General features: G+C 48.2%; 19 protein-coding genes and 1 riboswitch. Of the genes, 14 read left to right on the top strand and 5 right to left on the bottom strand.

Annotated features, from left to right (window positions below):
• Nucleotides 1-185 precede the first annotated feature (185 nt).
• On the bottom strand, nucleotides 186-1,010 hold the full coding sequence (locus tag AAKU64_RS11855; RefSeq protein ID WP_322118113.1) for an IclR family transcriptional regulator domain-containing protein: 825 nt from the start codon (nucleotides 1,008-1,010) through the stop codon (nucleotides 186-188).
• Nucleotides 1,011-1,348: 338 nt separating this feature from the next.
• Between AAKU64_RS11855 and AAKU64_RS11850 the strand changes: the two genes are divergently transcribed.
• The 10 genes from AAKU64_RS11850 to AAKU64_RS11805 all read left to right on the top strand — a co-directional run bounded on the left by AAKU64_RS11850 (nucleotide 1,349) and on the right by AAKU64_RS11805 (nucleotide 11,475).
• Complete coding sequence (locus AAKU64_RS11850) at nucleotides 1,349-2,077, top strand: 3-oxoacid CoA-transferase subunit A (RefSeq protein ID WP_354331498.1); 729 nt, start codon at nucleotides 1,349-1,351, stop codon at nucleotides 2,075-2,077.
• Nucleotides 2,074-2,763: a 3-oxoacid CoA-transferase subunit B gene (locus AAKU64_RS11845; protein ID WP_354331500.1), complete on the top strand. Its 690-nt coding sequence runs from the start codon at nucleotides 2,074-2,076 to the stop codon at nucleotides 2,761-2,763. Before AAKU64_RS11850 ends, AAKU64_RS11845 begins: the two co-directional genes overlap by 4 nt.
• A 100-nt stretch (nucleotides 2,764-2,863) precedes the next feature.
• Nucleotides 2,864-4,063 (top strand): 3-oxoadipyl-CoA thiolase, encoded by a 1,200-nt coding sequence (pcaF, locus tag AAKU64_RS11840; protein WP_354331502.1) that lies wholly within the window; start codon nucleotides 2,864-2,866, stop codon nucleotides 4,061-4,063.
• 355 nt (nucleotides 4,064-4,418) lie between these two features.
• A complete protein-coding gene (locus AAKU64_RS11835; RefSeq protein WP_354331504.1) occupies nucleotides 4,419-5,285 on the top strand; it encodes a branched-chain amino acid ABC transporter permease in 867 nt (288 codons plus the stop codon).
• Nucleotides 5,282-6,298, top strand: coding sequence for a branched-chain amino acid ABC transporter permease (locus AAKU64_RS11830; RefSeq protein WP_354362172.1), 1,017 nt, complete (start codon nucleotides 5,282-5,284; stop codon nucleotides 6,296-6,298). Before AAKU64_RS11835 ends, AAKU64_RS11830 begins: the two co-directional genes overlap by 4 nt.
• Nucleotides 6,299-6,339: 41 nt before the next feature.
• Nucleotides 6,340-7,125 carry an ABC transporter ATP-binding protein gene (locus tag AAKU64_RS11825; protein ID WP_354362178.1) on the top strand — a complete coding sequence of 262 codons (786 nt, stop codon included), beginning with the start codon at nucleotides 6,340-6,342 and terminating at the stop codon, nucleotides 7,123-7,125.
• Entirely contained in the window at nucleotides 7,118-7,819 is a 702-nt protein-coding gene (locus tag AAKU64_RS11820) for an ABC transporter ATP-binding protein (protein WP_354362171.1), read from the top strand. The genes AAKU64_RS11825 and AAKU64_RS11820 overlap by 8 nt, the downstream gene beginning before the upstream one ends.
• A gap of 243 nt (nucleotides 7,820-8,062) precedes the next feature.
• Nucleotides 8,063-9,049, top strand: coding sequence for a cobalamin-binding protein (locus AAKU64_RS11815; RefSeq protein WP_354362170.1), 987 nt, complete (start codon nucleotides 8,063-8,065; stop codon nucleotides 9,047-9,049).
• On the top strand, nucleotides 9,046-9,858 hold the full coding sequence (locus tag AAKU64_RS11810) for a cobalamin-binding protein (protein WP_354362169.1): 813 nt from the start codon (nucleotides 9,046-9,048) through the stop codon (nucleotides 9,856-9,858). Before AAKU64_RS11815 ends, AAKU64_RS11810 begins: the two co-directional genes overlap by 4 nt.
• A 204-nt stretch (nucleotides 9,859-10,062) precedes the next feature.
• Nucleotides 10,063-11,475, top strand: coding sequence for a hypothetical protein (locus AAKU64_RS11805; RefSeq protein ID WP_354362168.1), 1,413 nt, complete (start codon nucleotides 10,063-10,065; stop codon nucleotides 11,473-11,475).
• Between the two features lie 24 nt (nucleotides 11,476-11,499).
• Here AAKU64_RS11805 and AAKU64_RS11800 read toward each other — a convergent pair whose 3' ends face one another.
• Entirely contained in the window at nucleotides 11,500-11,952 is a 453-nt protein-coding gene (locus AAKU64_RS11800; RefSeq protein ID WP_354331517.1) for a GNAT family N-acetyltransferase, read from the bottom strand.
• Between the two features lie 194 nt (nucleotides 11,953-12,146).
• On the opposite strand from AAKU64_RS11800, the gene AAKU64_RS11795 reads away from it, so the two are divergent.
• On the top strand, nucleotides 12,147-13,622 hold the full coding sequence (locus AAKU64_RS11795; RefSeq protein ID WP_354362177.1) for a cobyric acid synthase: 1,476 nt from the start codon (nucleotides 12,147-12,149) through the stop codon (nucleotides 13,620-13,622).
• A 263-nt stretch (nucleotides 13,623-13,885) separates the two neighbouring features.
• Nucleotides 13,886-16,153, top strand: a complete 2,268-nt coding sequence (locus AAKU64_RS11790; RefSeq protein ID WP_354362167.1) for a TonB-dependent receptor plug domain-containing protein — start codon at nucleotides 13,886-13,888, stop codon at nucleotides 16,151-16,153.
• Nucleotides 16,154-16,491: 338 nt separating this feature from the next.
• On the opposite strand, the gene AAKU64_RS11785 is transcribed toward AAKU64_RS11790, so the two are convergent.
• Complete coding sequence (locus tag AAKU64_RS11785) at nucleotides 16,492-16,869, bottom strand: nuclear transport factor 2 family protein (protein ID WP_354362166.1); 378 nt, start codon at nucleotides 16,867-16,869, stop codon at nucleotides 16,492-16,494.
• A gap of 187 nt (nucleotides 16,870-17,056) precedes the next feature.
• On the opposite strand from AAKU64_RS11785, the gene pnuC reads away from it, so the two are divergent.
• Nucleotides 17,057-17,647, top strand: coding sequence for a nicotinamide riboside transporter PnuC (pnuC, locus tag AAKU64_RS11780; protein ID WP_354362165.1), 591 nt, complete (start codon nucleotides 17,057-17,059; stop codon nucleotides 17,645-17,647).
• Entirely contained in the window at nucleotides 17,647-18,189 is a 543-nt protein-coding gene (locus AAKU64_RS11775) for an AAA family ATPase (RefSeq protein ID WP_354362164.1), read from the top strand. The genes pnuC and AAKU64_RS11775 overlap by 1 nt, the downstream gene beginning before the upstream one ends.
• Before the next feature lie 132 nt (nucleotides 18,190-18,321).
• Here the strand turns inward: AAKU64_RS11775 and AAKU64_RS11770 are convergent, their stop codons facing one another.
• Both AAKU64_RS11770 and rarD read right to left on the bottom strand, forming a co-directional pair.
• The gene (locus tag AAKU64_RS11770; protein ID WP_354362163.1) at nucleotides 18,322-20,532 is read right to left on the bottom strand and encodes a TonB-dependent siderophore receptor; all 2,211 of its coding nucleotides are present in this window, start codon (nucleotides 20,530-20,532) and stop codon (nucleotides 18,322-18,324) included.
• 46 nt (nucleotides 20,533-20,578) lie between these two features.
• A riboswitch (TPP riboswitch) is annotated at nucleotides 20,579-20,698 on the bottom strand.
• Between the two features lie 85 nt (nucleotides 20,699-20,783).
• On the bottom strand, nucleotides 20,784-21,656 hold the full coding sequence (gene rarD, locus AAKU64_RS11765) for an EamA family transporter RarD (protein WP_354362162.1): 873 nt from the start codon (nucleotides 21,654-21,656) through the stop codon (nucleotides 20,784-20,786).
• Between the last annotated feature and the right edge of the window lie 270 nt (nucleotides 21,657-21,926).

The raw sequence follows: 21,926 nt of genomic DNA, 5'->3' as shown, positions 1-21,926 counted from the left end.
TTGAGACAGCAGATTGCACGAGGTGACTATCATAGGACTTGCATAAAAAAGAATCACGATTACTCGGCTTTCCTTAGATTTAATTCCATATACTCCCCATTTATTTTTATAAAAACCCCAAATTGTCCAGGTAATATATGGACGACTAAAATATACTCGTTATGAGTATATTTTAGTCGTTAAAGTCATGGCAGCATTGCCGACAATTCTATTGCGCCGCTTTGTAGCGTTGTTAAAAAATCTTCCCGCATGCGCTTGCTGCTGACGCGAGTGGCTTGTGCGCTGATGTTGAGCGCCGCTGTGATGTTGCCCGATGCGCCTCTGACTGGCACCGCAATTGATCGTAAGCCGACTTCCAGTTCTTCTTCCACCACCGCATAACCAGATTCGCGGATACCCGCAAAAATATCCATCAATCCGTTCTGCGATACCACCGTGTTGTCGGTAAAAGCACGCAGCGTAACGTTTTTAAAATACTGTTCCAGCGCTGCCTCTGGCATATGCGCCAGTATCACCCGACCCAAGGATGTGCAATAGGCGGGCAGGCGGCTGCCGACGTTTAGCGCCACCGACATAATGCGTGAAGTCGCGGAGCGGCAGACGTATAAAACTTCATTACTATCAAGGACCGCAAGTGAACATGACTCATTGAATTGACGGCTGATCTGATTCAGGCAAGGTTGTGCCGACGTGGCTAAAGGTGTTGACGATAAATAAGAATATCCCAGCGTCAGCGCCTTGGGTGTCAGCCGAAAATTATTACCCTCCGCATCGGCATAACCTAACATTTTTAATGTGTACAAACAACGTCTGACTGCCGCACGCGAAATACCCGTCTTGTGGCTGATTTGAGAAATCGTCAACGTCCGGTGCTGGTTGCTAAATGCGCGTAGTACCGCAATTCCGCGTGCCAGCGAAGACATAAAATTAGGGTCGCCCGTCATTTCGTCGATCTCATCCGAGATGCTGATGGTATGAGGTAGCGGGGCAGATTGCGATAGAGATGACATAGCTTTTCTACGATCGGAGTGAGTGTGGCTAAGGGCTTTTTGTGCGGCGATCGCACAGAATCAATCACGCTATGTTGACGGTCGCATAGCGCGCTGTCTACACTAAAACGGTTCTATCAACAGCCATATGTGCGATAGGCGAACAATAATCTATTTGACGCTACTGTAATTTCTAATGCGTCAGGCGTCAAATTTATTGATTTAGCTTAAATATCGTTACAGATATCGTCATGGACCTGAGTCTTAGATTCTGGCAGTTGATATAGTCGTCACACGAAAAAATATTATTCCCATAAGCGGCGATCCAACGTGGATCAAACGCAGAGAAGGAGACGTAATTGATTAACAAAATAGTCGATTCGAGCGCGCATGCCCTGGCTGGTGTCAGCGACGGCGCGACGATCATGATCGGTGGATTTGGTAATGCAGGATTGCCGGCCATTCTGGTAGACGCCTTGATCGAGCAAGGTGCACGCGACCTGACCATCGTCAGCAACAACGCAGGTAGCGGCGATCAGGGACTGGCGGCACTGTTAAAAGCGAAGCGGGTACGCAAAATTATTTGCTCTTTTCCACGTCAAGCAGATTCCTATGTCTTTGATGCCTTATACCGAGCTGGTGAAGTGGAGCTGGAACTGACGCCGCAAGGCAATCTGGCTGAGCGCATCCGTGCCGCCGGTGCCGGTATTGGCGGATTTTTTTCTCCGACGGGTTACGGCACCTTGCTGGCAGAGGGTAAAGAAACTCGCCTCATCAATGGCAAACACTATGTGCTAGAAAGTCCCATCCATGCCGACTTCGCATTGATCAAGGCCTTACGTGCGGATCGTTGGGGCAATCTGGTGTATCGCAAAACTGGCCGTAATTTTGGCCCAATCATGGCGACTGCCGCCAAATGTACCGTGGTGCAAGTGGATGAGATTGTCGCATTGGGCGAGCTTGATCCGGAGCACATCATCACGCCGGGTATTTTTGTTCAGCGGGTACTGGCAGTGAGGAAAACTACGGAATCTGCAACTAAGGAAGCTGCAATAACGGACGCTGTAAATACTGGAGCACGCGCATGAGTAGCGACATCAATCCGACAGCCGGGACTAGCGAGGCTCCGTTTAAGCCGCTGACACGTCAGCAAATCGCAGCGCGTGTCGCGCAGGATATTCCTGAAGGCGCTTATGTGAATTTGGGAATAGGTTTGCCGACCATGGTTAGCAATTATTTACCCAAAGAGCGCGAAATTATTTTACACAGCGAGAACGGTTTGCTCGGCATGGGACCTACGCCACCAGCCGGCGAAGAAGACGAGGATTTAATCAATGCCGGAAAACAGCCCGTCACTTTACTTGACGGAGGCGCTTTTTTTCATCATGCAGATTCCTTCGGGATGATGCGTGGTGGTCATCTGGATATTTGTGTCCTCGGTGGTTTTCAAGTTTCAGCAAAAGGGGATTTAGCGAACTGGCATACCGGCGCGCCTGATGCGATTCCGGCGGTGGGCGGTGCGATGGATTTAGCTGTCGGTGCCAAGCAAGTGTTTGTGATGATGGAGCATCAAACCAAAACCGGTGAGAGCAAGGTCGTTGCTGAATGTTCTTATCCGCTAACGGGCATTGCCTGCGTGGCCAGAATTTACACTGATCTGGCGGTAATGGAGGTGAGTCCGCAAGGATTATTAATTAGGGAGATGGTGCCTGGTTTATCGTTTGAGGCGTTGCAAGCCAGAACGGGTGCAACGTTGACGCTGGCATTGCTGTAGTTTCAATTGAGTTTCAATCGAGTTTCAATCGAGTTTGAGTTGAGAAAATCCGCATTAAACAAATTCTACAAAATTTAAAAAAAACGAAGAGACGAATACTATGACTGCTTACATCTGCGATGCAATCCGTACACCAATCGGTCGTTATGCCGGTGATTTAAAAGATGTCCGTGCTGATGATCTGGGCGCGATCCCGCTACGCGCACTCATGCAGCGGCAGCCGCAAGTCGATTGGGCTGCCGTGCAAGAAGTGATCTTTGGTTGCGCCAATCAGGCAGGGGAAGATAACCGCAACGTCGCACGCATGTCTGCATTATTAGCGGGTTTGCCGCTGACGGTGCCAGGCGCCACCATTAACCGCTTATGCGGTTCTGGCATGGACGCGGTGGGCACTGCAGCGCGTGGCATTAAGTCGGGCGAACTTGATCTGGTGATCGCCGGTGGTGTGGAATCGATGACCCGCGCACCGTTTGTCATGGGCAAGTCGGATAGCGCTTTCGGACGTGGCGCGACCATCTTTGATACCACGATAGGCTGGCGCTTTATCAATCCGCAAATGAAAGCGCAATACGGCGTTGATGCCATGCCAGAGACTGCAGAAAACGTTGCGACCGATTACAACATCAGCCGTGCCGATCAGGATTTATTTGCCCTAGCCAGCCAGGTAAAAGCAGCTGCAGCACAAGCCAATGGCTTGTTGGCAGAAGAAATTACGCCAGTAACAATCGCCCAGAAAAAAGGTGAGCCCGTCATCATTAGCAAGGACGAACATCCGCGCGTCACCAGCATAGAGTCGCTCAGCAAACTCAAAGGCGTCGTGCGTGCCGATGGCACCGTCACCGCAGGCAATGCTTCGGGTGTCAATGATGGTGCATGTGCTTTGCTGCTGGCATCAGCAGATGCTGCACAACGCCATGGACTTAGCCCCAAAGCTCGCATCGTCGGGATGGCGACTGCGGGCGTGGCACCGCGTGTGATGGGCATAGGACCTTTTCCCGCGGTAGAAAAACTGCTGGCTCAAACTGGATTGACCCTGGCGCAGATGGATGTGATTGAACTCAATGAGGCTTTTGCAGCGCAAGGTCTGGCTGTGATGCGGCAACTGGGTTTGCAAGACGACGACCCGCGCGTCAACCCCAACGGCGGTGCAATTGCGCTTGGTCATCCACTTGGCATGAGTGGTGCTCGTCTGGTCACTACTGCCATGTACCAACTCCATCGTACCCGTGGTCGCTATGCACTTTGTACGATGTGTATTGGTGTAGGGCAGGGTATTGCCATCATTATCGAGCGGGTTTGATCTATGCCTCTGATTATAAAAAAAGGGGGAGTATGAGTAAAAATAAGTAGTATCGTCTAAATAATCATTGGACATTAAAAAATACTTATAGGTAGTATATAGATTTGATTGAATCGAACCTTGCTTCCGTGAGCGGGATAATCGCTGGAACTGAGCAACCGGGCGTGAGTGATTTAGGATGTTCAGTTATCTCAATCACCCTCTCCACTTAGCGGCAAAGGCGGGGGAGTTGAAGTGCAGTATTTGTAAAGTTGCCTAGGCTATTCGTAAGAACGAGCACATAAAAAATAATTGAAAAAATTCAAGGAGACAAAATGACGCATTCCCATTTGCGCACCGGACTACGGCGGTGCCCATGCTAGGCAATCTTGCGGGTGTTTTATTCGACGGTATCGCCTACGGCGCTTTGCTATTTTTAATCAGCGTTGGTTTGTCTGTGACGATGGGATTGATGAACTTTATCAATCTCGCACATGGGGCGTTTGCGATGCTGGGCGGCTATGTCTGCGTGGTCGTGATGAACCGTCTCGGACTGCCTTTTTTATTATCGCTGCCGATTGCTTTTTTTCTCAGTGCTCTTGCCGGATTAGTGCTGGAGCGAGTTTTGTACCGTCGTCTATATAAATCCAGTCATCTGGATCAGGTCTTGTTTTCGATTGGATTAACGTTCGTGGCAGTGGCTGGTGCGACCTATATCTGGGGGCCGACGCAGCAGCCTGTGCTGTTGCCAGAGTGGCTGCGCGGGCAAATCAATTTGATGGGATTGGATGTCGGCGCCTACCGTGTATTTTTGATAGCGGTCGTGATTGTGGTTACGTCAGCCTTGGCATATTTGATAGAGCGTACTCGCTTCGGTGCACAAATCCGCGCCTCGGTAGATAACAGTCTGGCGTCGGCGGGTTTGGGGATTCATGTCAGTCGGGTATTTTCGCTGACCTTTGCACTGGGCTCTGGCTTAGCGGGTTTGGGTGGTGGTTTAGGGATCGATTTGCTGGGATTAGATCCTACTTTTCCGATCAAATATATGGTGTATTTTTTACTCGTAGTCGCAGTCGGTGGTGCAGGAAGCATCAAGGGCACTTTGATTGCCGCATTGATACTCGGCATTTTTGATGTCGCTGGAAAATACTATGTGCCTTCGGTTGGCGCATTTGTGATTTACGGTTTGATGGTCGTATTACTGATTGCGTACCCATCTGGTTTGATGGGGAAAAAGTCATGACTACGCCACGATATCAAACCAGTAAGCTCGCTAGCTTGCCTACGGGACGTTGGACTAAATTGGAAATAGTATTTTGGATTTTGCCCGTTGCCGCGTTTTTCATTTTTCCAAATTATCTGGTATTGGGCAGCCAGATTTTGATCGTCGGTTTGTTTGCCGTCTCGCTCGATCTGATGCTGGGTTATGCGGGTATCGTCTCGCTCGGTCACGCCGCTTTTTTTGGTCTGGGTGCTTACACTGCAGGACTGTTATCTGTGCATGGTTGGTACGAACCTTTAAGTGGCTTATTGATTGCCGCCATGGTGGCTGCCGTGTTTGGTTTTTGTGCGAGCTTTTTGGTTGTGCGCGGTCAGGATTTAACGCGCTTAATGGTCACGCTGGGCATTGGTCTGATGCTGTTCGAGGCGGCGAATAAAATGGCCTTTATTACCGGCGGTGTGGATGGTTTGTCCGGCATGATGGTCGGCAAGGTGTTTGGTTTTGAATTTGATTTGTATGGAAATACGGCGTACTGGTATAGCTTGATTATCCTGTTTATTTTATTTGTGATTTTGCGTCGGCTGGTGAATTCTCCGTTTGGTCTGAGCTTGCGTGGTATCCGGGAAGGTGGCAAGCGTATGCCTGCAATCGGTGCCAATGTGCAACGTCAACTGATCACTATTTTCACCATTAGCGCAGCTGTCGCCGGTGTTGCTGGCGCCTTGCTGGCGCAGACGACGCAGTTTGTCGGACTGGATAGTTTGGGTTTTCCGCGCTCGGCAGAGATTTTAATTTTGCTGGTATTGGGCGGGACAGGGCGCTTGTATGGCGGCTTGATCGGTGCAGCGGTGTACATGCTGGCGCAAGATTTTATCTCTGCACAAAATCCGGCTTATTGGCAATTCTGGATAGGATTATTGCTGATATTTATTGTTCTGTTTGCGCGTGGTGGATTGCTCGGCGGGCTCTATAAAATGCGGGATTATCTGATGTCAAAATTGAGATCAGCCAAATCAAAAGGAGAGAGCTTATGAGCGCTACTCATTTGATGGTTGATCGCAACAGCGCTGATGCTATGCCTGATCCAAAGTCTAATATTAAGCCAGAAAGTAATCAGATTGCATTGCGTACCCAAGGCTTGTCCAAGGCCTGGGGTACTTTTAAAGCAAACACCGATATTTCGCTATCATTTACTAAAGGTAGCAGGCACGCCTTAATTGGTCCGAATGGCGCTGGCAAAACAACCTTCATCAATTTGCTCACGGGGAGTATCGCGCCCTCTGGTGGACAAGTATTTTTAGACGGACAAGATATCACTAGCTTGCCGCAACATCAGCGCGTCAAACGCGGTATGACACGGACTTTTCAGATCAATACTTTGTTTGCGGGATTGACCGTGCTGGAATCCGTCGTCCTGGTAATTTGCGAGCGTCAGGGGAATAGTCGGGTCTGGTATAAAACCGTTTCGCAACAAACCTTGGCGATAGAAGAGGCGATGGCGTTACTCAGTTCGCTTAAACTGGAGCAAGAGGCGCAGCGATTGACGGGCAGTTTGCCCTACGGGAAACAACGTTTAGTCGAGATCGCTTTAGCACTGGCCACCCAACCCAAAGTATTGTTACTGGATGAGCCGGCAGCTGGCATCCCTTCCGCAGAAAGTGCAGAGCTATTTGAAGTAATCGCTGGTTTGCCGCGCGAGGTGACGATACTTTTTATTGAGCACGATATGGGTCTGGTATTTCAATTTGCAGAACGGATTACTGTCTTAGTCGGCGGTAAAGTATTAGTTGAAGGCACACCAACTGAAATCGCCTCTGATCCACGGGTAAAAGAAGTCTATCTGGGAGAAGCGCATGACTGACTTACTCACCGTAGATAAACTCACCGCTGGTTATGGCGAGTCAGTCGTGCTGGAAGATATTTCTTTCAGCCTGAAACAAGGCGATAGCCTGGCACTGCTTGGGCGTAATGGTGCAGGTAAAACCACCTTGCTTGTCAGCCTGATGGGGATCACACAACGACACGGCGGCAGCATACGGTGGCGCGGCAACGATATCAATCCTATGGCGACGCATAAGCGTGCTAATGCAGGTCTGGGCTGGGTGCCGCAAGAGCGGTATATGTTTCCGTCCTTGACGGTAGAAGAGCACTTAAGTGTTGTTGCTCGTCCGGGGCCATGGAATATTAAAAAAATTTACGACATCTTTCCGCGGTTGGAAGAGCGCCGTAGCAATATGGGCAATCAACTCTCTGGCGGCGAGCAGCAAATGGTCGCCATTGCCCGTGCGCTGATGACGAATCCCAGCCTGTTATTGCTGGATGAGCCGATGGAGGGATTAGCGCCGATCATCGTGCAAGATCTGGCACAAGTGATCCGCAAGCTGATCAGCGAAGAAGGCATGGCAGTCATCGTGGTAGAGCAACACGCCAAACTGGCTTTATCAATGACACAAAATGCGATGGTGTTGGAGCGTGGACGTATCGTGCATCAATCGGATAGTGTGAGTTTGATGGCTGATACGGCTACCCTGAGTCGCTTGGTAGCGGTGTCATAAAGTAGTCGCATAAAGTAAGGGAAGATGAGGACACGAAGTCTAGATATCTGGACTTGCAAAAAATGACCTAACAGCTTGTTCAGCAGCTTGTTCAGCATCTTCTCCAATAGCGTATTCTATCGCGCTAATTTAACAGCCAAATAACCTCGGAGTGGCGGGACAGCATAGAATGCGGGTTGGCATGCTTACATCAGATTAGTGATGCCGCCAATTCGTCTATTTTATTTATATCCTGACCATTCCGTGAAAAAAAACACTACTCTGTCTTCTCTGTCGATTGCCGCATGCTTATGCGGCGCATTGATATCCATACTGGCAACGCCCATCGCGCGAGCCGCAATTAGTGTGACGGACGATCTGGGGACGACGATTACTCTGGCGCGTCCGGCGCAAAAAATCATCAGTTTGTCGCCGCATGTGACCGAGTTAGTGTTTGCTGCCGGTGCAGGTGATCATCTGATCGGCACCGTTAAATACAGCGACTATCCTGAAGCGGCAAAAGCCATCCCGCGAGTTGGCGATAATCGTCAACTCGATATCGAGCGCATCATTGCGATGAAGCCCGATTTACTCGTGGTCTGGATGCATGGTGCATTTGAGCGTCAGTTAGAGCCGTTACGTAAATCAGGCATACCGTATTATTTTAGTGATCCGCATAAGCTGGAAGATGTTCCCGCTACCTTGCTCAAGTTGGGGACCTTATTTGGTACGGAAAAACAGGCTCAAATAGCGGCAGCGGAGTTTAGCCAGCAACTCAACCAGCTTATTGCCCGCTACCAGAATAAACCGAAAGTCAGAACGTTTTACCAGGTCTGGAGTAAACCTATCTACACTCTCAATGACAAGAATATCGTCAGTGATGCGATCAGGATTTGTGGTGGCGAGAATATTTTTGGACACCTATCTGCTGCTGCCCCAGTGGTGGGATTAGAGTCAGTGATACAAGAAAACCCCGAGGTGATTTTGACGGGTGACAGCAAACTACAAGCCACTAGCGGACTGGAGCAATGGAAGGATATCAAGAACTTACTGGCAGTCAAAAACAATAATCTGATCGTGGTGGATGGCGATTTATTAAACCGTGCCGGACCAAGAATTATTGAGGGTGCCAAAGCGGTATGTGCAGCATTAGATCAGGCACGCAATCGACGCGGTACTAAGCTTGACAACAAGATTGACGATAAAGCTGACATTAAGACAGCCCCAGTCAAGTCATCCTCCACACCATGACCGTGATGACTATGACTAAATCGCCCTACCAACGTATCGCCTGTTTATCCACCGAGGCGGTAGAAACCTTATACGCACTTGGCGCAGAAGAGTTGATCGTTGGGATTTCTGGCTATACCACCCGTCCTGCCAGAGCCAGACAAGAGAAGCCAAAAATTAGCGGATTCTCTTCTGCCAAAATAGATCGTATTCTAGCCGTGCAGCCAGATCTGGTGATTGCGTATTCCAATATGCAGGCGGATATTTGTCGGGATCTGATTGCTGCCGGGATTGAGGTACACGTCTTTAATCAACATACGGTTGCTGGGATTTTGCGCATGATTGCGGCACTTGCCAGCTTGGTTGGTAAGCAACAGCAAGGTGCAGAATTGATCGCTGATTTGCAAACACAGCTAGCGCATATTCAACAGCAAGCCGCGCACTGGACGCGCCGGCCCAAAGTGTATTTTGAAGAATGGAATGAGCCTTTAATGTCCGGTATAGGCTGGGTTTCAGAACTGATTCAGATCGCTGGTGGCGAAGATATTTTTGCTGAGTTAGCGCAATATCACAGCGCCAAACAACGCATCGTTGCTGACCCCAGCGAGGTGGTGCGACGCGCGCCTGATATCATCATCGGATCGTGGTGCGGTAAAAAATTCAGACCAGAAAGTGTGACAGAGCGCGATGGCTGGCAGCAGATTCCAGCGGTACAAAATGATTTAGTAGCCGAGATAAAATCGGCCGATATCTTGTCACCGGGACCATCCGCGATTTTGTATGGCTTGCCACAGTTGCATGCGTTAATCTCTCGCTGGCAAGAAATTTGATCCATAAAAATTGAGAGTTGCGAGTTGCGAGTTGCGAGTTGCGCAAAATTACGCTCATGATTCGGCTGAGAATTTACCCAAAGGTTTGACTAAAGATTTTGCTAAGCAAGCAGAAATCTAAGCTTGTACATTGTTAACTACCAAAAACGCGTATGTGTGAGTTAGCGTACAGAGCAGGCCGTATGCTTAGCGCATGATTCAGATATGGACACCAATATCATTAATCCAATAGCGGTTTTAGCGACGACGCCAGTTGTTGCGTTGCCAATAGCGATTCAGCCTATAGACAGCACGCCCGTAAGTGTTGCGAATGTAAGCGAGGTGAATCCAGTAACCTCGCCTGATGCTATTAGTAGCACTCAAACTGTCATTACCCCGACGACTAATGGAGTGTCGCAGGCTGACGCTGCCGTTATTGTGGACATTTCTCCACCTGCACAATTACTGGCAGCAGCATCAACTTTGCAGCAATTAGCAGATGTGCCAGGCAATCCTAGTTTTACTGATTTACTCGCTGGTACCCAGAATTTTGTGGATAGCTTCAACAATTTGCAAATCACTGCGCCAGATGCCGGGCTAAATGCTGCCTTAGATGTACTAGCAAATGCAGCAACAAATACAGCAACAAATACAGCAACAAATACAGCAACAAATACAGCAATAAATGCAACCCTAAACATAGCGCCCAGCACCACACCAATTGCAATTATCAACGGTGGAAATGCTCTGTCGGATTTGGCACAGATCGGAGTAAATTTTTCTGCCACCACGACCTCCAACACCAATGAATCACTGACCATCAATCCAGACACGCTACAAACTGCATACAACGCCAATCCTGCGGTGACATCGGATTTAGTCGCCCAGACGGCACAATCTCTGGCTAGCGCATTAACTGCGGCTACAGCAACTGCTGCTGGCGATCCCGGTACTTTTGCTGCTGGAGTCAGTGCGACTCAAGTCGACACTAATACAAGTATCAATTTAAATGCCAATACAAACACGCAAAATCTTTCTAGCCTTAGCCTGAATACAGGCTTGGATGCTCAGTCGCTGAGTAGTTTGGCAGACGCTGCATTAAGCGCCGCCTTGCTGGAAACATCCTCTGCGATTATCTCGACTCAGCTTACTTCACCAGCAGAGCAGGCTGGTTTAGCGACAAATCAAACTTTGAACCCAACTTTAAATCCCTCACAATCACAATCACAACTTCAATTGCAGTTTAATGCAGATATTGAGTCGCTTACCGTTCCGCCAAATTCGGCTACTGCTAACCCTGCGAATCTAACCTCGGCGAGCAGTAGTTCTGTTACTAATCCAGTAGTTTTGCTGCAGCAAGCACCGTTAGCAAGCACGACCAATACTGCTTTGACTGAGGATGTGAATGCCACGCCCTTGACTACTCAATCGCAATTAAATCTGTTGTTTCAAAATCCAGCGCTACTACCGCAAAACAATCCCGCATTAGCTGCGGCAATTGCTGCTTACCATGTCAAAGATAGCGTCACCGGATCTATCATCGACATTGATACGGCGAAAGAAGAAGATATCGTCAACGATGTAGAGCCAGTCACAAAGGTAGATCCCATCACGGATGATTTACACCGACGCACTTAAACTTCTTCATTTCATTTAAATTCACTAAGCTTCTTTTTTAGTTCGCTTCAACGCCATACCCACAGAACGCGGTGCGGTCTGTACAAAGCCAAATTGCGCATACAACTCTTGTGCTTTGCCGTCAGCAATTAAGCTGATGTAAGCACTGTCAGGCGCGTTCATTTCTAAATAGGCGACAATCCCCTGCATGATGCGCTTACCTAAACCTTTGCCTTGATGCGAGGGCAGCACGGCGATATCAACTATCTGATAAAAACAACCGCCATCACCAATGACACGTCCCATGCCAACCGCTTGATCGTTAAACATAATTTGAACCGCAAATAAGCTATTCGGCAAACCTCTGCTGGCGGCCTCGGTCGTTTTTCCGCTTAATCCTGCACCTGATCGCAAGGCTTGATAGACCTCAATCGAAGGGATCAGATTGCTGATCGTGTACGCGCTTGCGTGCTGATCAAGCTGATTTGTTTTGTTCATGACGTTAAATACTTTCTCAAAATGAAGGGCAATAAACTATACAGACAAGCCTAAAGCATATAAAAAATCAATATACTCCCCGATATATTTTAAGTTTTACGCTCATTGACCAGTGAATGATTGGACGTCTAATATATACTAATCCCAGTATATTATTATCTCTCATAACACATTCTATGAAAATCACCACCTTAATGGTGCAAGGCACCACCTCGGACGCGGGTAAAAGCACCGTAGTCGCCGCCTTATGTCGTCTGCTGAAAAGACAAGGTGTAGCAGTCGTACCGATGAAGCCGCAGAACATGGCCTTAAATAGTGCTGTGACAATTGACGGTGGCGAGATCGGTCGGGCGCAGGCATTGCAAGCGATCGCCGCGGGCTTGCCGGCACACACAGACATGAACCCTGTTTTGCTCAAGCCGTCTTCCGATACCGGAGCACAAATTATCATCCACGGCAAAGTACGCGCCGACATGAATGCACGTGATTACGATCAGTATAAAACTATCGCCATGCAAGCCGTGCTGCAATCCTATGGCCGGCTGCAACAGCAATACGACAGCATCATTGTGGAAGGCGCAGGCAGTCCGGCGGAAATCAATTTACGTGCGCGTGACATCGCCAATATGGGGTTTGCTGAAGCAGTTGACTGTCCTGTGATTTTGGTGGCTGACATTGATCGTGGCGGCGTGTTTGCCCACTTCCTCGGCACGCTGGCCTGTTTGTCAGAGTCAGAGCAAAACCGTATCGTTGGCTTTGTGATTAATCGTTTTCGCGGCGATATCAGTCTGTTGGAACCGGGCTTGACATGGCTGGAAGAAAAAACCGGCAAGCCTGTGCTGGCAGTGCTGCCGTATTTGCACGGACTAATGCTGGATGCAGAAGATGCGATCCAGTCTAGCCAGCAAGGTGCAGGCAAATTCCGCATTATCGTACCGGCGATACCGCGTATTTCTAACCATACCGATTTTGATGCACTGCGCGCGCATCCCGAGGTTGATTTGCAATTTATCGGCCCCGGCATGGCGATCCCGCCTGCCGATCTGATTATTCTGCCAGGCAGTAAAAATACCCGCGCTGATCTGGCTTTTTTGCTAGAGCAAGGCTGGCAGCCTGTGTTGGAAAAACACTTGCGCTATGGCGGCAAAATTATCGGCATTTGCGGCGGTTATCAAATGTTAGGTCATGTCGTCAGCGATCCGCATGGGGTAGAAGGCATCGCTGGGGATTCTGACGGTTTAGGCCTGCTCGATATCAGCACCGAACTGACCAAAGACAAACGTCTGCAACAAGTTACTGGTCGCTGCTTGTTTGGTAACCAGAATGGAAATTCGATTGAAAACCAGGCAGCCAAAGTCAGCGGTTATGAAATCCATATGGGCATCACCTACGCCAGCAATGATACCCAGCCGGTGTTCGTATTAGATAACGACAGCGCAGAATTAGAGGGCAGCCGCTCACCAGATGATCAGATTCTGGGTTCTTATCTGCACGGCTTATTCGATCACCCAGAAGCTTGCGCTGCATTACTTGCGTGGGCAGGATTAAAGACCGAAGTCACGGTCGATCTGGCCGCATTGCGCGAACAAAGCATCGACCGCGTCGCTGATGCTTGCGTGCCGTTGTTGGCGGCTTTGCAAGCGTTACCAACACGCCTTAGCCAAAACTAAGAAAAGCTATCCATATCGATTGGAACTTCATTGGCCTGGTGCGGTCATATCGCAGTTATATTCGCTTACAAGTTTTAAGATGAAATTTTCTTGTTATATTTGGCTGATATAGTCCAGCCGCTTGATTGAGACTTCATTTTGTCTCTTTTAGCAGGTATCTGATTTTGTGCTCGTTGCCCATTATTGGTTGAACTTGCTTCGACAGAGAACGCATTACCAGCTTAAATCAGCCCTATCAAAAATTACATTCACTACTAATCACTATGTCCTTTAATCTGCTGCCGTTCCGCCTCGCCTTACTTCCTTTCGCGATTTTGCTTGCCTATAATTCTGGCGCTCAAGCGCAGCAATTAACGCCGCTGCAATCAGCTCCGCTACAAGCTGACCCGCAAAAGCCGTCAAGTCCGCCATCGGTATCACCTGCGCCAGCAGTCGTACCAACCACCCCCGGCAAAGAACAAATCCAAAAAGTCGAAGTCAGCGGTGCCAAAGGTTACGACGAGCGTCGCCAGGATACTGCAACCAAAATCGTGGTCACACAGGAGGACATTATTCGCTACGGTGATTCAACCGTGGCTGATGTGCTGAAGCGTCTGCCCGGTATTACGATCGGTGGTGTGCAGGGACGTGGAGGCGAGATACGCATGCGTGGTCTGGGTTCTGGCTACACCCAAATTTTGCTGAATGGTGAACCTAGCCCGCCGGGATTTTCTTTAGATTCAATCTCACCTGACCTGATCGAACGGATAGAAATAATCCGTGCCGCCACTGCCGAGTACAGCACGCAAGCCATTGCTGGTGCGATCAATATCGTATTGAAGCGCAGCGTACAAACTGCACAGAGTGAACTCAAAATAGGCGGGCAGGAAGATGGGGGTAAGTACGGTGTCAACGCCAACTGGCAAGTGTCGGACAAAGCGGGAAAAATGTCGTACTCGATTTCAGGATCGTTCAATCACGGCCAATATGACAGGCCATCCTGGATGGATGAACTTGGTACAGACGCGAGCGGAAATATCAATTTACGGCGTCGCACGTATAGCGACAATTCGGGTACCTACAACGGTATAGGCTTGTCACCACGGGTTAATTTTAATCTGGAGAATGGCGATACCGTGACGACACAAAGTTTCGTCAACGCTAACCGTTTTTCTGGAAATAGCACCGACAGTTCGGTAACGAGTTTGGGCGTTTTGCCGAATTACGTCAGTGATCGAACTCAGATCCAATCTGAGTTCGCGATGCTTAGAACCAATCTGAACTGGATACACAAAATGGCGGATAGCGCCAAGCTGGATTTTAAGCTTGGCTTTAACTATAACAAGCGTAGTTCGGATGTGAACACGCAAGGCTATGACATCAATCAGTCAGAAATACTAGATAGAAAAAATCAAACTAGCGCAAGCGACAAAGGTTTGACTTGGGGCGGTAAATATACCGCGCCTTTTATGACTGATCATGCCTTAGCTATTGGTTGGGATGGCGCCTATAGCAAGCGAAACGAAGCTCGGACGATACATGACATCACTACCAATGGAGTGACGCCACTTAACTTGAATGAAGTGTTTGATGCCAGCGTTAACCGCATCGCCGTATTTGCGCAAGATGAGTGGAATGTCACCAAACGCTGGTCAGTCTATGCAGGCCTGCGCTGGGAAGGGATCGATACCAAGAGCACGGGCAACACCTATGCCGAAGTCAATAATCGTTCCAGCGTTTTTAGCCCGATTCTGCAAACATTATGGAAACTGCCTGACAGCAAAAATGACCAGGTACGCCTTGGTCTGACACGCACTTACAAAGCGCAGGATACCAGCAGTCTGATTCCGCGCCGTTATATTTCAGAAAACAATAGTCCAACCAGTCCTGACAGCATCGGCAACCCTAATCTAAAACCAGAATTGGCGTGGGGACTGGATGCTGCGTTTGAGCATTATCTGACCGACGGTGGCTTGATGAGTGTGAGTGTATTTATGCGCAGAATTGACGACATCACCCGCACCCAACTATCTAACGTCAACGGTATCTGGACCAATATGCCTATCAATGATGGGCAAGCCACTACCCGTGGCATTGAGATGGAAGCCAAGTTCCCATTACGTTCAGTGATGAAGGACGCGCCTGCAATCGACTTTCGTTCCAACCTATCGTTTAACTGGTCTAATCTGGAAACAGTGCCCGGTCCAAACAATCGTCTCGATTCGCAAACACCGATCAGCGCCAACGTCGGCTTAGATTACAAGCTGGATAAAATACCGTTGACCATCGGCGGCAATCTAAGTTTTCAAGACGGCGGCCCAGTACGTTTGTCTGCCAACAAAACCAGCTACTCAGTACCAAAGCGCGGTTTAGATTTATACGGATTATGGAAATTTAATCCAAAAACCAATCTGCGCGTCTCGCTAGCAAATGCGCTACATCAAGACAATATTAATGCTTCAAGTTACGCAGACACCTTTGGTTCTTTGACACAAACTACGACGACACCGACAACGGTAGCAGTGCGTGCTTTGTTGGAAATGAAGATGTGAGATTGATATGGGCTACATATTTTAATAACTTAGCGCAGGCAAGATATTTCGATAGGATGTCTTGCCATTTAGTCAGCGTAGGGTGCATTCCACGCACCACATTGAAAAAATACTCCTAATGGGTATATATTAGATGTCCATGTATTACTTGATTCAGAGCGCAATTTCAATCATTAATATGGGGAGTATATGCATAAGTGCAAGTATTCTGAGGTGAGCATACTTGGGTTTTGTCGCTGTTGCGGTGCGTTAAACGTACCCTGCATGTATTGAAAATGCGAAAATCACACTGCCTTTTTCGCACATTTATTTTGCTGACCCCAGTCCGCTAAGTCTATTTAAGACCCAGTTACATCCAGTCGTTTCTCGCCAAACACAAACGAGCCAGATTGGATTTTCCCGTTCTTTACTTCATAAATAGCGACCAGCCTGATCGTGCCTGTGCCCTCTGGAAAAGTACGTGTCACTTCTTCATGGTCGATCACTATATTTTCCATCACCGTGCGGTTTAGCAGTTTAGCGTGCAGATTAGGTTCTTGAAATCGGATGGTGGCGCGCGCTTTGATTTCTGCTTTGCCATTAGCGACCAAGGTCGCAGGATGTTCAAACTGTTTGCCGTCATCTGCATAGGTTGCTACCCAGGCATCCAGGTCGCGGGCGTTATAGGCATCTAATTGTTGCTGTACTACGGCTTCGGGCGAGAGGATATTTGTCATTACTTTTCCTTATCGGTTTTTTGCTGCATTAGCTTGTTGCGAAAATACCTGGCTTGTCGAATAAATTTGATTTGATTTGTTCCGTCAATTTCCAGGCTATCTGGATTAGTGCTTTATGTCACCGCTACGATCATAGATAATGCTGTGCAATGACGCAATTCGCCTTTTGAGAAATGTCCCTATGAACATGAACGACCCTATCCCGTTATTGGGTTTTAGTACCACCGCATTGGAGTTGATTTCCTTTGTGTTGTCGGTGCTGACTGTTGCATTGAATATCAAGCAAATTCATTGGGCATGGTTGTTTTCTATTCTGGCTTCTGGATTATATGGCCTGGTCTTTTTTGACGCTAAATTGTATGGCGATATGGGTTTGCAGCTGGTATTTATTCTTGTGTCTTTGTGGGGGTGGTGGCTATGGTTACGCGGTAGTTCGGCAGGCGATACGTCGACGACTTTGGTCGTATCTGGGCTATCGTCAATGCAGCGTATGTGGTCGATCTTGGCGTGGCTGATCGGCTTCGGTGTATTAGCGTGGTTTTTAAAATCATTTACTGATACCGATGTGCCGTATGCCGATGGCTTTTTGACGGCGGGTAGTCTATTGGGACAATTGTTGTTATCGCGTAAAAAACGCGAAAACTGGCACGTCTGGATCATCGTCGATATTTTGTATGTCGGCCTTTACGTGCATAAGGGGTTGATGTTGACTGCGATTTTGTATTCTATTTTTGTAGTGATGGCGGTCGCTGGCTTACGCGCTTGGAGTAAAAAATAATGACGAGTCAGACGGACAAAAATTCAATCAATCGAGTTGCGATATTAGGCGCCGAGTCTTCGGGTAAATCAGCGCTTGCTGAGGCATTGGCGGCGCATTACAAAACGGTATGGGTTCCAGAATATTTACGCGAGTTTGTCGAGACGCAGCAACGCGTGCCGAAAGAAGCAGAACAAATTCTGATCGCTCGTACTCAGGTCGAGCGCGAGAATAAACTCGCTCAACAAGCCTATCAGTGGTTATTTTGCGATACCTCGCCGCTGATGACCGCCTTATATAGTCGCCATTATTTTGGTGAAGCTGACGCTGATCTGGCCGCTTTAGAAGCGCAGCATCAATATGATTTTACGATAGTGACTGCACCGGATTTTCCGTGGACTGCCGATGGCTTGCAGCGCGAATCAGCGGCAGTAAGGCAGCGAGTGCATGAAGAATTGCTGGACTTATTGGATGAGCGGGAAATGCCGTTCTTGCTGGTAGGCGGGAGTTTGAAAGAACGGGTAGAACAAGTCAGTTTCGCGTTGTCATTCCTGATGAGTTGATAGTTGAAAAGTGTATCCGTCATCAATTCAAATCTAAATGGAAAATATCGGTTGAAAAAAGAGCGACTCATTTAAAAATGAGCCGCTCTTTTTTATTTTAAACAGCTTGTATGCTGTATTTAAAATCAAATTTTAAAAATCAAATTGTGCAGATACTTTATACGTTCTTGGTGCGCCTGGCAGTAAGTAGCCACCTAAGGATTGCGTCACGTCACGCCAGTAAAATTTATCGCCGACGTTGTCGACATTGAACCGTAAAGTCGTCACGACAGTAGCCACTTTGGTGACATAACGTGCACCCAGATTAAAGACTTGATAGCCTGGAACGATGACGCTGTTATCCGGTTGAAACACCTTGTTACCAGAATAATCCCAACTGCCGTTGATGTTGAGTCCAGGTATGCTGGCAATCGCATAGTCTGCATACACCACAGATTTTAACTCTGGTACATTGGTGACACGCTTATCATCTAATCCTGCAATGCCGGTATCGTATTGGTGCGCCGCCAATGCAGTGACGCTGGCACCTAACATCAAGGCTGGAGTGATACGACCTTGGGCGGATACTTCCAGTCCATTATGGATTGCGTGGCCGTTACTGACGTAGACATTATCCGAGTTGGTATATTCCAGCGATTTAGTGATGTGGAAGACGGCGGCAGTGATACTAATATCTTGTGCCACATCTGCTTTAAGACCAAATTCAACTTGCTTAGATTTACTCGGATTAAGCATCTGGTTGACGTTGTTGGTACCGAACGGGGCGATGCCGCCATGCTCTAAACCTTCTGTGTACGATCCGTACAGCGTCCAGGATTTTTGTGGTTTAAAAAGTAGCGCAACGCTTGGCAATTCGTAGTTACGATCGTAACCCGGCGCATCGATTTGCTGACGCTTGATCGCTACGTGACGTATACCGATATCCAATTTGACGGTATCGGTCAGATCAATAATATCCTGCGCAAACAGGGACCATTCTTTATCCGTTCTGCGCAACAGAACCGGGCCGGTTGTGTTGGTCGATTGCGGTACGACGATAGGTTGAAACACATTGCTAGTGCCCACTAAATCGTAGACATAGTCACCAAAGCGATCACGGCGCTGGAAGGTCGAAAATCCCACTGCGACTGTGTTTTGCAAACCGCCTAACCGGAATTTGCCATTTAAAATTCCCTGCGTTGCCACTGGCGATTTTGATTCTCCTACGCTTTGATAGTCATAGACATCGTAGTCACCATTCGCGCAATAACCTGGGAATAAGTTTGCGGACGAACAGCCGTAAGGGAATGCGGTGTAATCATCGCGTTTGAATTCATGACGGTTGGCTGAGAACGAGGCGCGCCAGTCGTCATTGAATTGATATTCGAACCGTAAGCCGATATTGCTATCACGGGTACTGACCGGCTTTGCCCATGGTTGATTGTTCAGCATTGTGTCTGCGCTGACATTGCGAGGCAGATCTGTTCCATTAAATAGTTGAAATCCTGGGACAGTTAACTGGGATTTTTTCTGATAATCCATATCCAGCTGCAATAATGCTTTTGGTGTGATGTGCCAGTCAAAAGCACCGGAGATAAATTGTCTGTCTCCATCTGCACCTTTTACATAGGAGCGTAATTTTTCTGTCGCAGCATTAATGCGATAACCAAATTGCTGATCATCGGATTGACCGCCTAAATCTAGCGAACCGTATAGCGTGCCGCGCTCACTGGCGGCGACCGTCACTGAACGTAATGGCGTAGTGGTTGGGCGCTTTGTGACATAGTTCACGATACCGCCGGGGGTAGCAAAGCCTGCCTGAAATCCGGCTAATCCTTTGAGTATTTCTATGCGCTCTTTATTTTCCAAAGGGATAGATGCATCGCCTGGTATGGCTAATCCATCTTTGCGGTAACTGCTGGTGTTATCCAGCGCAAAACCACGGATAGAAAATTGTTCAGAGTAGCCAACCGCGTTATAAGCGTCGTTGACACTGGCATCAAATTTCATCGCATCGCTACTGGTACGGATGCTTAAATCTTGTAATTGTTGTTGAGTGAAGACGGTAATCGATGCTGGCGTATCTGATAATTTTGCATCGGCAAAGCCGCCGATTTTTGCCACATCATTTTTATTGCTATCCGTTTTATTAGCGCGAATGACGACTTCTGGCAGCGCTTTATCTGCGCTCTGCGCGTGGGCAGCAGAGATCGTAAAAGCCTGAGCAATTGCCAAGACCATCGTCAGCGGAATCAAGCGGCTTTGAACACCTGATAACGAATGAGCTGATGACTTGCGTGAAGTCGCTTGTGAAGTAACTTTTGAAACACGTTGTGTAATACAGATGGGTGGTGCGATTGTCATAGTTTGCTCTTTTTTTATCGCAAGCGCGGGAGCAAACAAAGAGACTGATAGAGACTTTGCGCTTCCCTACGCTGGCATTATCCAGATCAGGTTCAAGGGTATTTCTCACCTGCAGACAAGAATAAAAACAAACTTTATCTTTGACGCAGGACCCCTAGCGAAGCGCGTACTTTACCATAAACTACGATTGGCCTATTTCTTTGGGCTCCTTTAGCCTTCTTTAGCAACTCTATTGGTAATTAAAACCTGGATTATTGGCGTCTGAAGGAGTGACGTATTCCCTCTGCAGAATACACCGCTAGCGCAGCCCAGATCGCCATAAATCCGATTAGTCTTTCGCCGCTAAATGGCTCATGATACAAAATGACGCCTAATATCAGTTGGATTGATGGCGCAATATATTGCAGCAATCCCAGCGTCGCCATAGGGATCAGGCGAGCACCGGCAGCAAACATTAGTAAGGGAATTGCAGTGATCGGGCCAGCTGCCAGCAGTAATAATTGGGTTGTGCCAGATCCGCTGATGAAGGCATTATGACCTTGCACTGTTAAGTAAGTCAGATAAGCAAAAGCAAACGGGAACAGCAAAAAGGTTTCTAGCGACAAGCCCTCTAGCGCGCCAAGCGCGGCTGTTTTACGCAATAAACCATACACGCCAAAGCTGATGGCGAGAGACAATCCAATGATGGGAGGATGACCGGTTTGCCAGGTCAGCCAGATCACACCGCAGGCTGCCAGGCCTATGGCAAACCATTGTGCTGACCGCAAGCGCTCACGCAAGATAGCGTAACCGAGCAGGACATTGACCAGCGGCGTCATAAAATATCCCAAACTGGCATCGACGATATGATCGTTATTGATCGCCCAGATGTAGATCAGCCAATTGACTGACAACAGGGTCGCGCTGGCGACAAATCCGGCGATCAGCTTTGGTTGACGCAGCACATCGCGTACCCAAGACCATTGACTACGCCATGCCAGTACCACCATCAAAAATAGCAGTGACCACAACATGCGATGTAACAAAATTTCTAGTGCAGGTATCCCGTGCAGAGCTTTGAAATAAATTGGAAATAAGCCCCAGACGATATAAGCGGAAGCTGCGTAGAGTATGCCTTTGCGCATGGGAGGACAATCAAAAAATAGAATACGGGATTGGATGCCTTATTTTTAGAATGATATTGATGGCATCGGTGAGGGCGCATTATCGCAGCAATCGATTATTCGTGTTGCCTTGCGGGCACTTCATTCAATAGCTATGGTTAATAGCTATTGTTTTTTCTGAAGACTGTCCCATCTGAAGGTATGAGTTGATTCCAGCTCGTACTTATGTTTGCTATCAAGCTGCATAGATTTTATCAAGATGGCAACGGTCTAAATAACCAGAGATAACAC

Origin of the sequence: Undibacterium sp. GrIS 1.8, from assembly GCF_040544445.1 — a bacterium.
Classification (GTDB): Bacteria; Pseudomonadota; Gammaproteobacteria; order Burkholderiales; family Burkholderiaceae_D; genus Undibacterium.
The sequence above is the reverse complement of the archived record's forward strand: the minus strand, read 5'-3'. Positions and strand labels throughout refer to the sequence as shown.

Excerpts from the sequence above, each read along its gene's own strand:
- AAKU64_RS11855 (WP_322118113.1), bottom strand. The coding sequence starts at position 1,010 with ATGTCATCTCTATCGCAATCTGCCCCGCTACCTCATACCATCAGCATC.
- AAKU64_RS11800 (WP_354331517.1), bottom strand. The coding sequence starts at position 11,952 with ATGAACAAAACAAATCAGCTTGATCAGCACGCAAGCGCGTACACGATC.
- AAKU64_RS11835 (WP_354331504.1), top strand. The coding sequence starts at position 4,419 with ATGCTAGGCAATCTTGCGGGTGTTTTATTCGACGGTATCGCCTACGGC.
- AAKU64_RS11785 (WP_354362166.1), bottom strand. The coding sequence starts at position 16,869 with ATGACAAATATCCTCTCGCCCGAAGCCGTAGTACAGCAACAATTAGAT.
- AAKU64_RS11845 (WP_354331500.1), top strand. The coding sequence starts at position 2,074 with ATGAGTAGCGACATCAATCCGACAGCCGGGACTAGCGAGGCTCCGTTT.
- AAKU64_RS11810 (WP_354362169.1), top strand. The coding sequence starts at position 9,046 with ATGACCGTGATGACTATGACTAAATCGCCCTACCAACGTATCGCCTGT.
- AAKU64_RS11805 (WP_354362168.1), top strand. The coding sequence starts at position 10,063 with ATGGACACCAATATCATTAATCCAATAGCGGTTTTAGCGACGACGCCA.
- AAKU64_RS11825 (WP_354362178.1), top strand. The coding sequence starts at position 6,340 with ATGCCTGATCCAAAGTCTAATATTAAGCCAGAAAGTAATCAGATTGCA.
- pcaF (WP_354331502.1), top strand. The coding sequence starts at position 2,864 with ATGACTGCTTACATCTGCGATGCAATCCGTACACCAATCGGTCGTTAT.
- pnuC (WP_354362165.1), top strand. The coding sequence starts at position 17,057 with ATGAACGACCCTATCCCGTTATTGGGTTTTAGTACCACCGCATTGGAG.
- AAKU64_RS11790 (WP_354362167.1), top strand. The coding sequence starts at position 13,886 with ATGTCCTTTAATCTGCTGCCGTTCCGCCTCGCCTTACTTCCTTTCGCG.
- AAKU64_RS11795 (WP_354362177.1), top strand. The coding sequence starts at position 12,147 with ATGGTGCAAGGCACCACCTCGGACGCGGGTAAAAGCACCGTAGTCGCC.
- AAKU64_RS11830 (WP_354362172.1), top strand. The coding sequence starts at position 5,282 with ATGACTACGCCACGATATCAAACCAGTAAGCTCGCTAGCTTGCCTACG.
- AAKU64_RS11770 (WP_354362163.1), bottom strand. The coding sequence starts at position 20,532 with ATGACAATCGCACCACCCATCTGTATTACACAACGTGTTTCAAAAGTT.
- AAKU64_RS11775 (WP_354362164.1), top strand. The coding sequence starts at position 17,647 with ATGACGAGTCAGACGGACAAAAATTCAATCAATCGAGTTGCGATATTA.
- rarD (WP_354362162.1), bottom strand. The coding sequence starts at position 21,656 with ATGCGCAAAGGCATACTCTACGCAGCTTCCGCTTATATCGTCTGGGGC.
- AAKU64_RS11820 (WP_354362171.1), top strand. The coding sequence starts at position 7,118 with ATGACTGACTTACTCACCGTAGATAAACTCACCGCTGGTTATGGCGAG.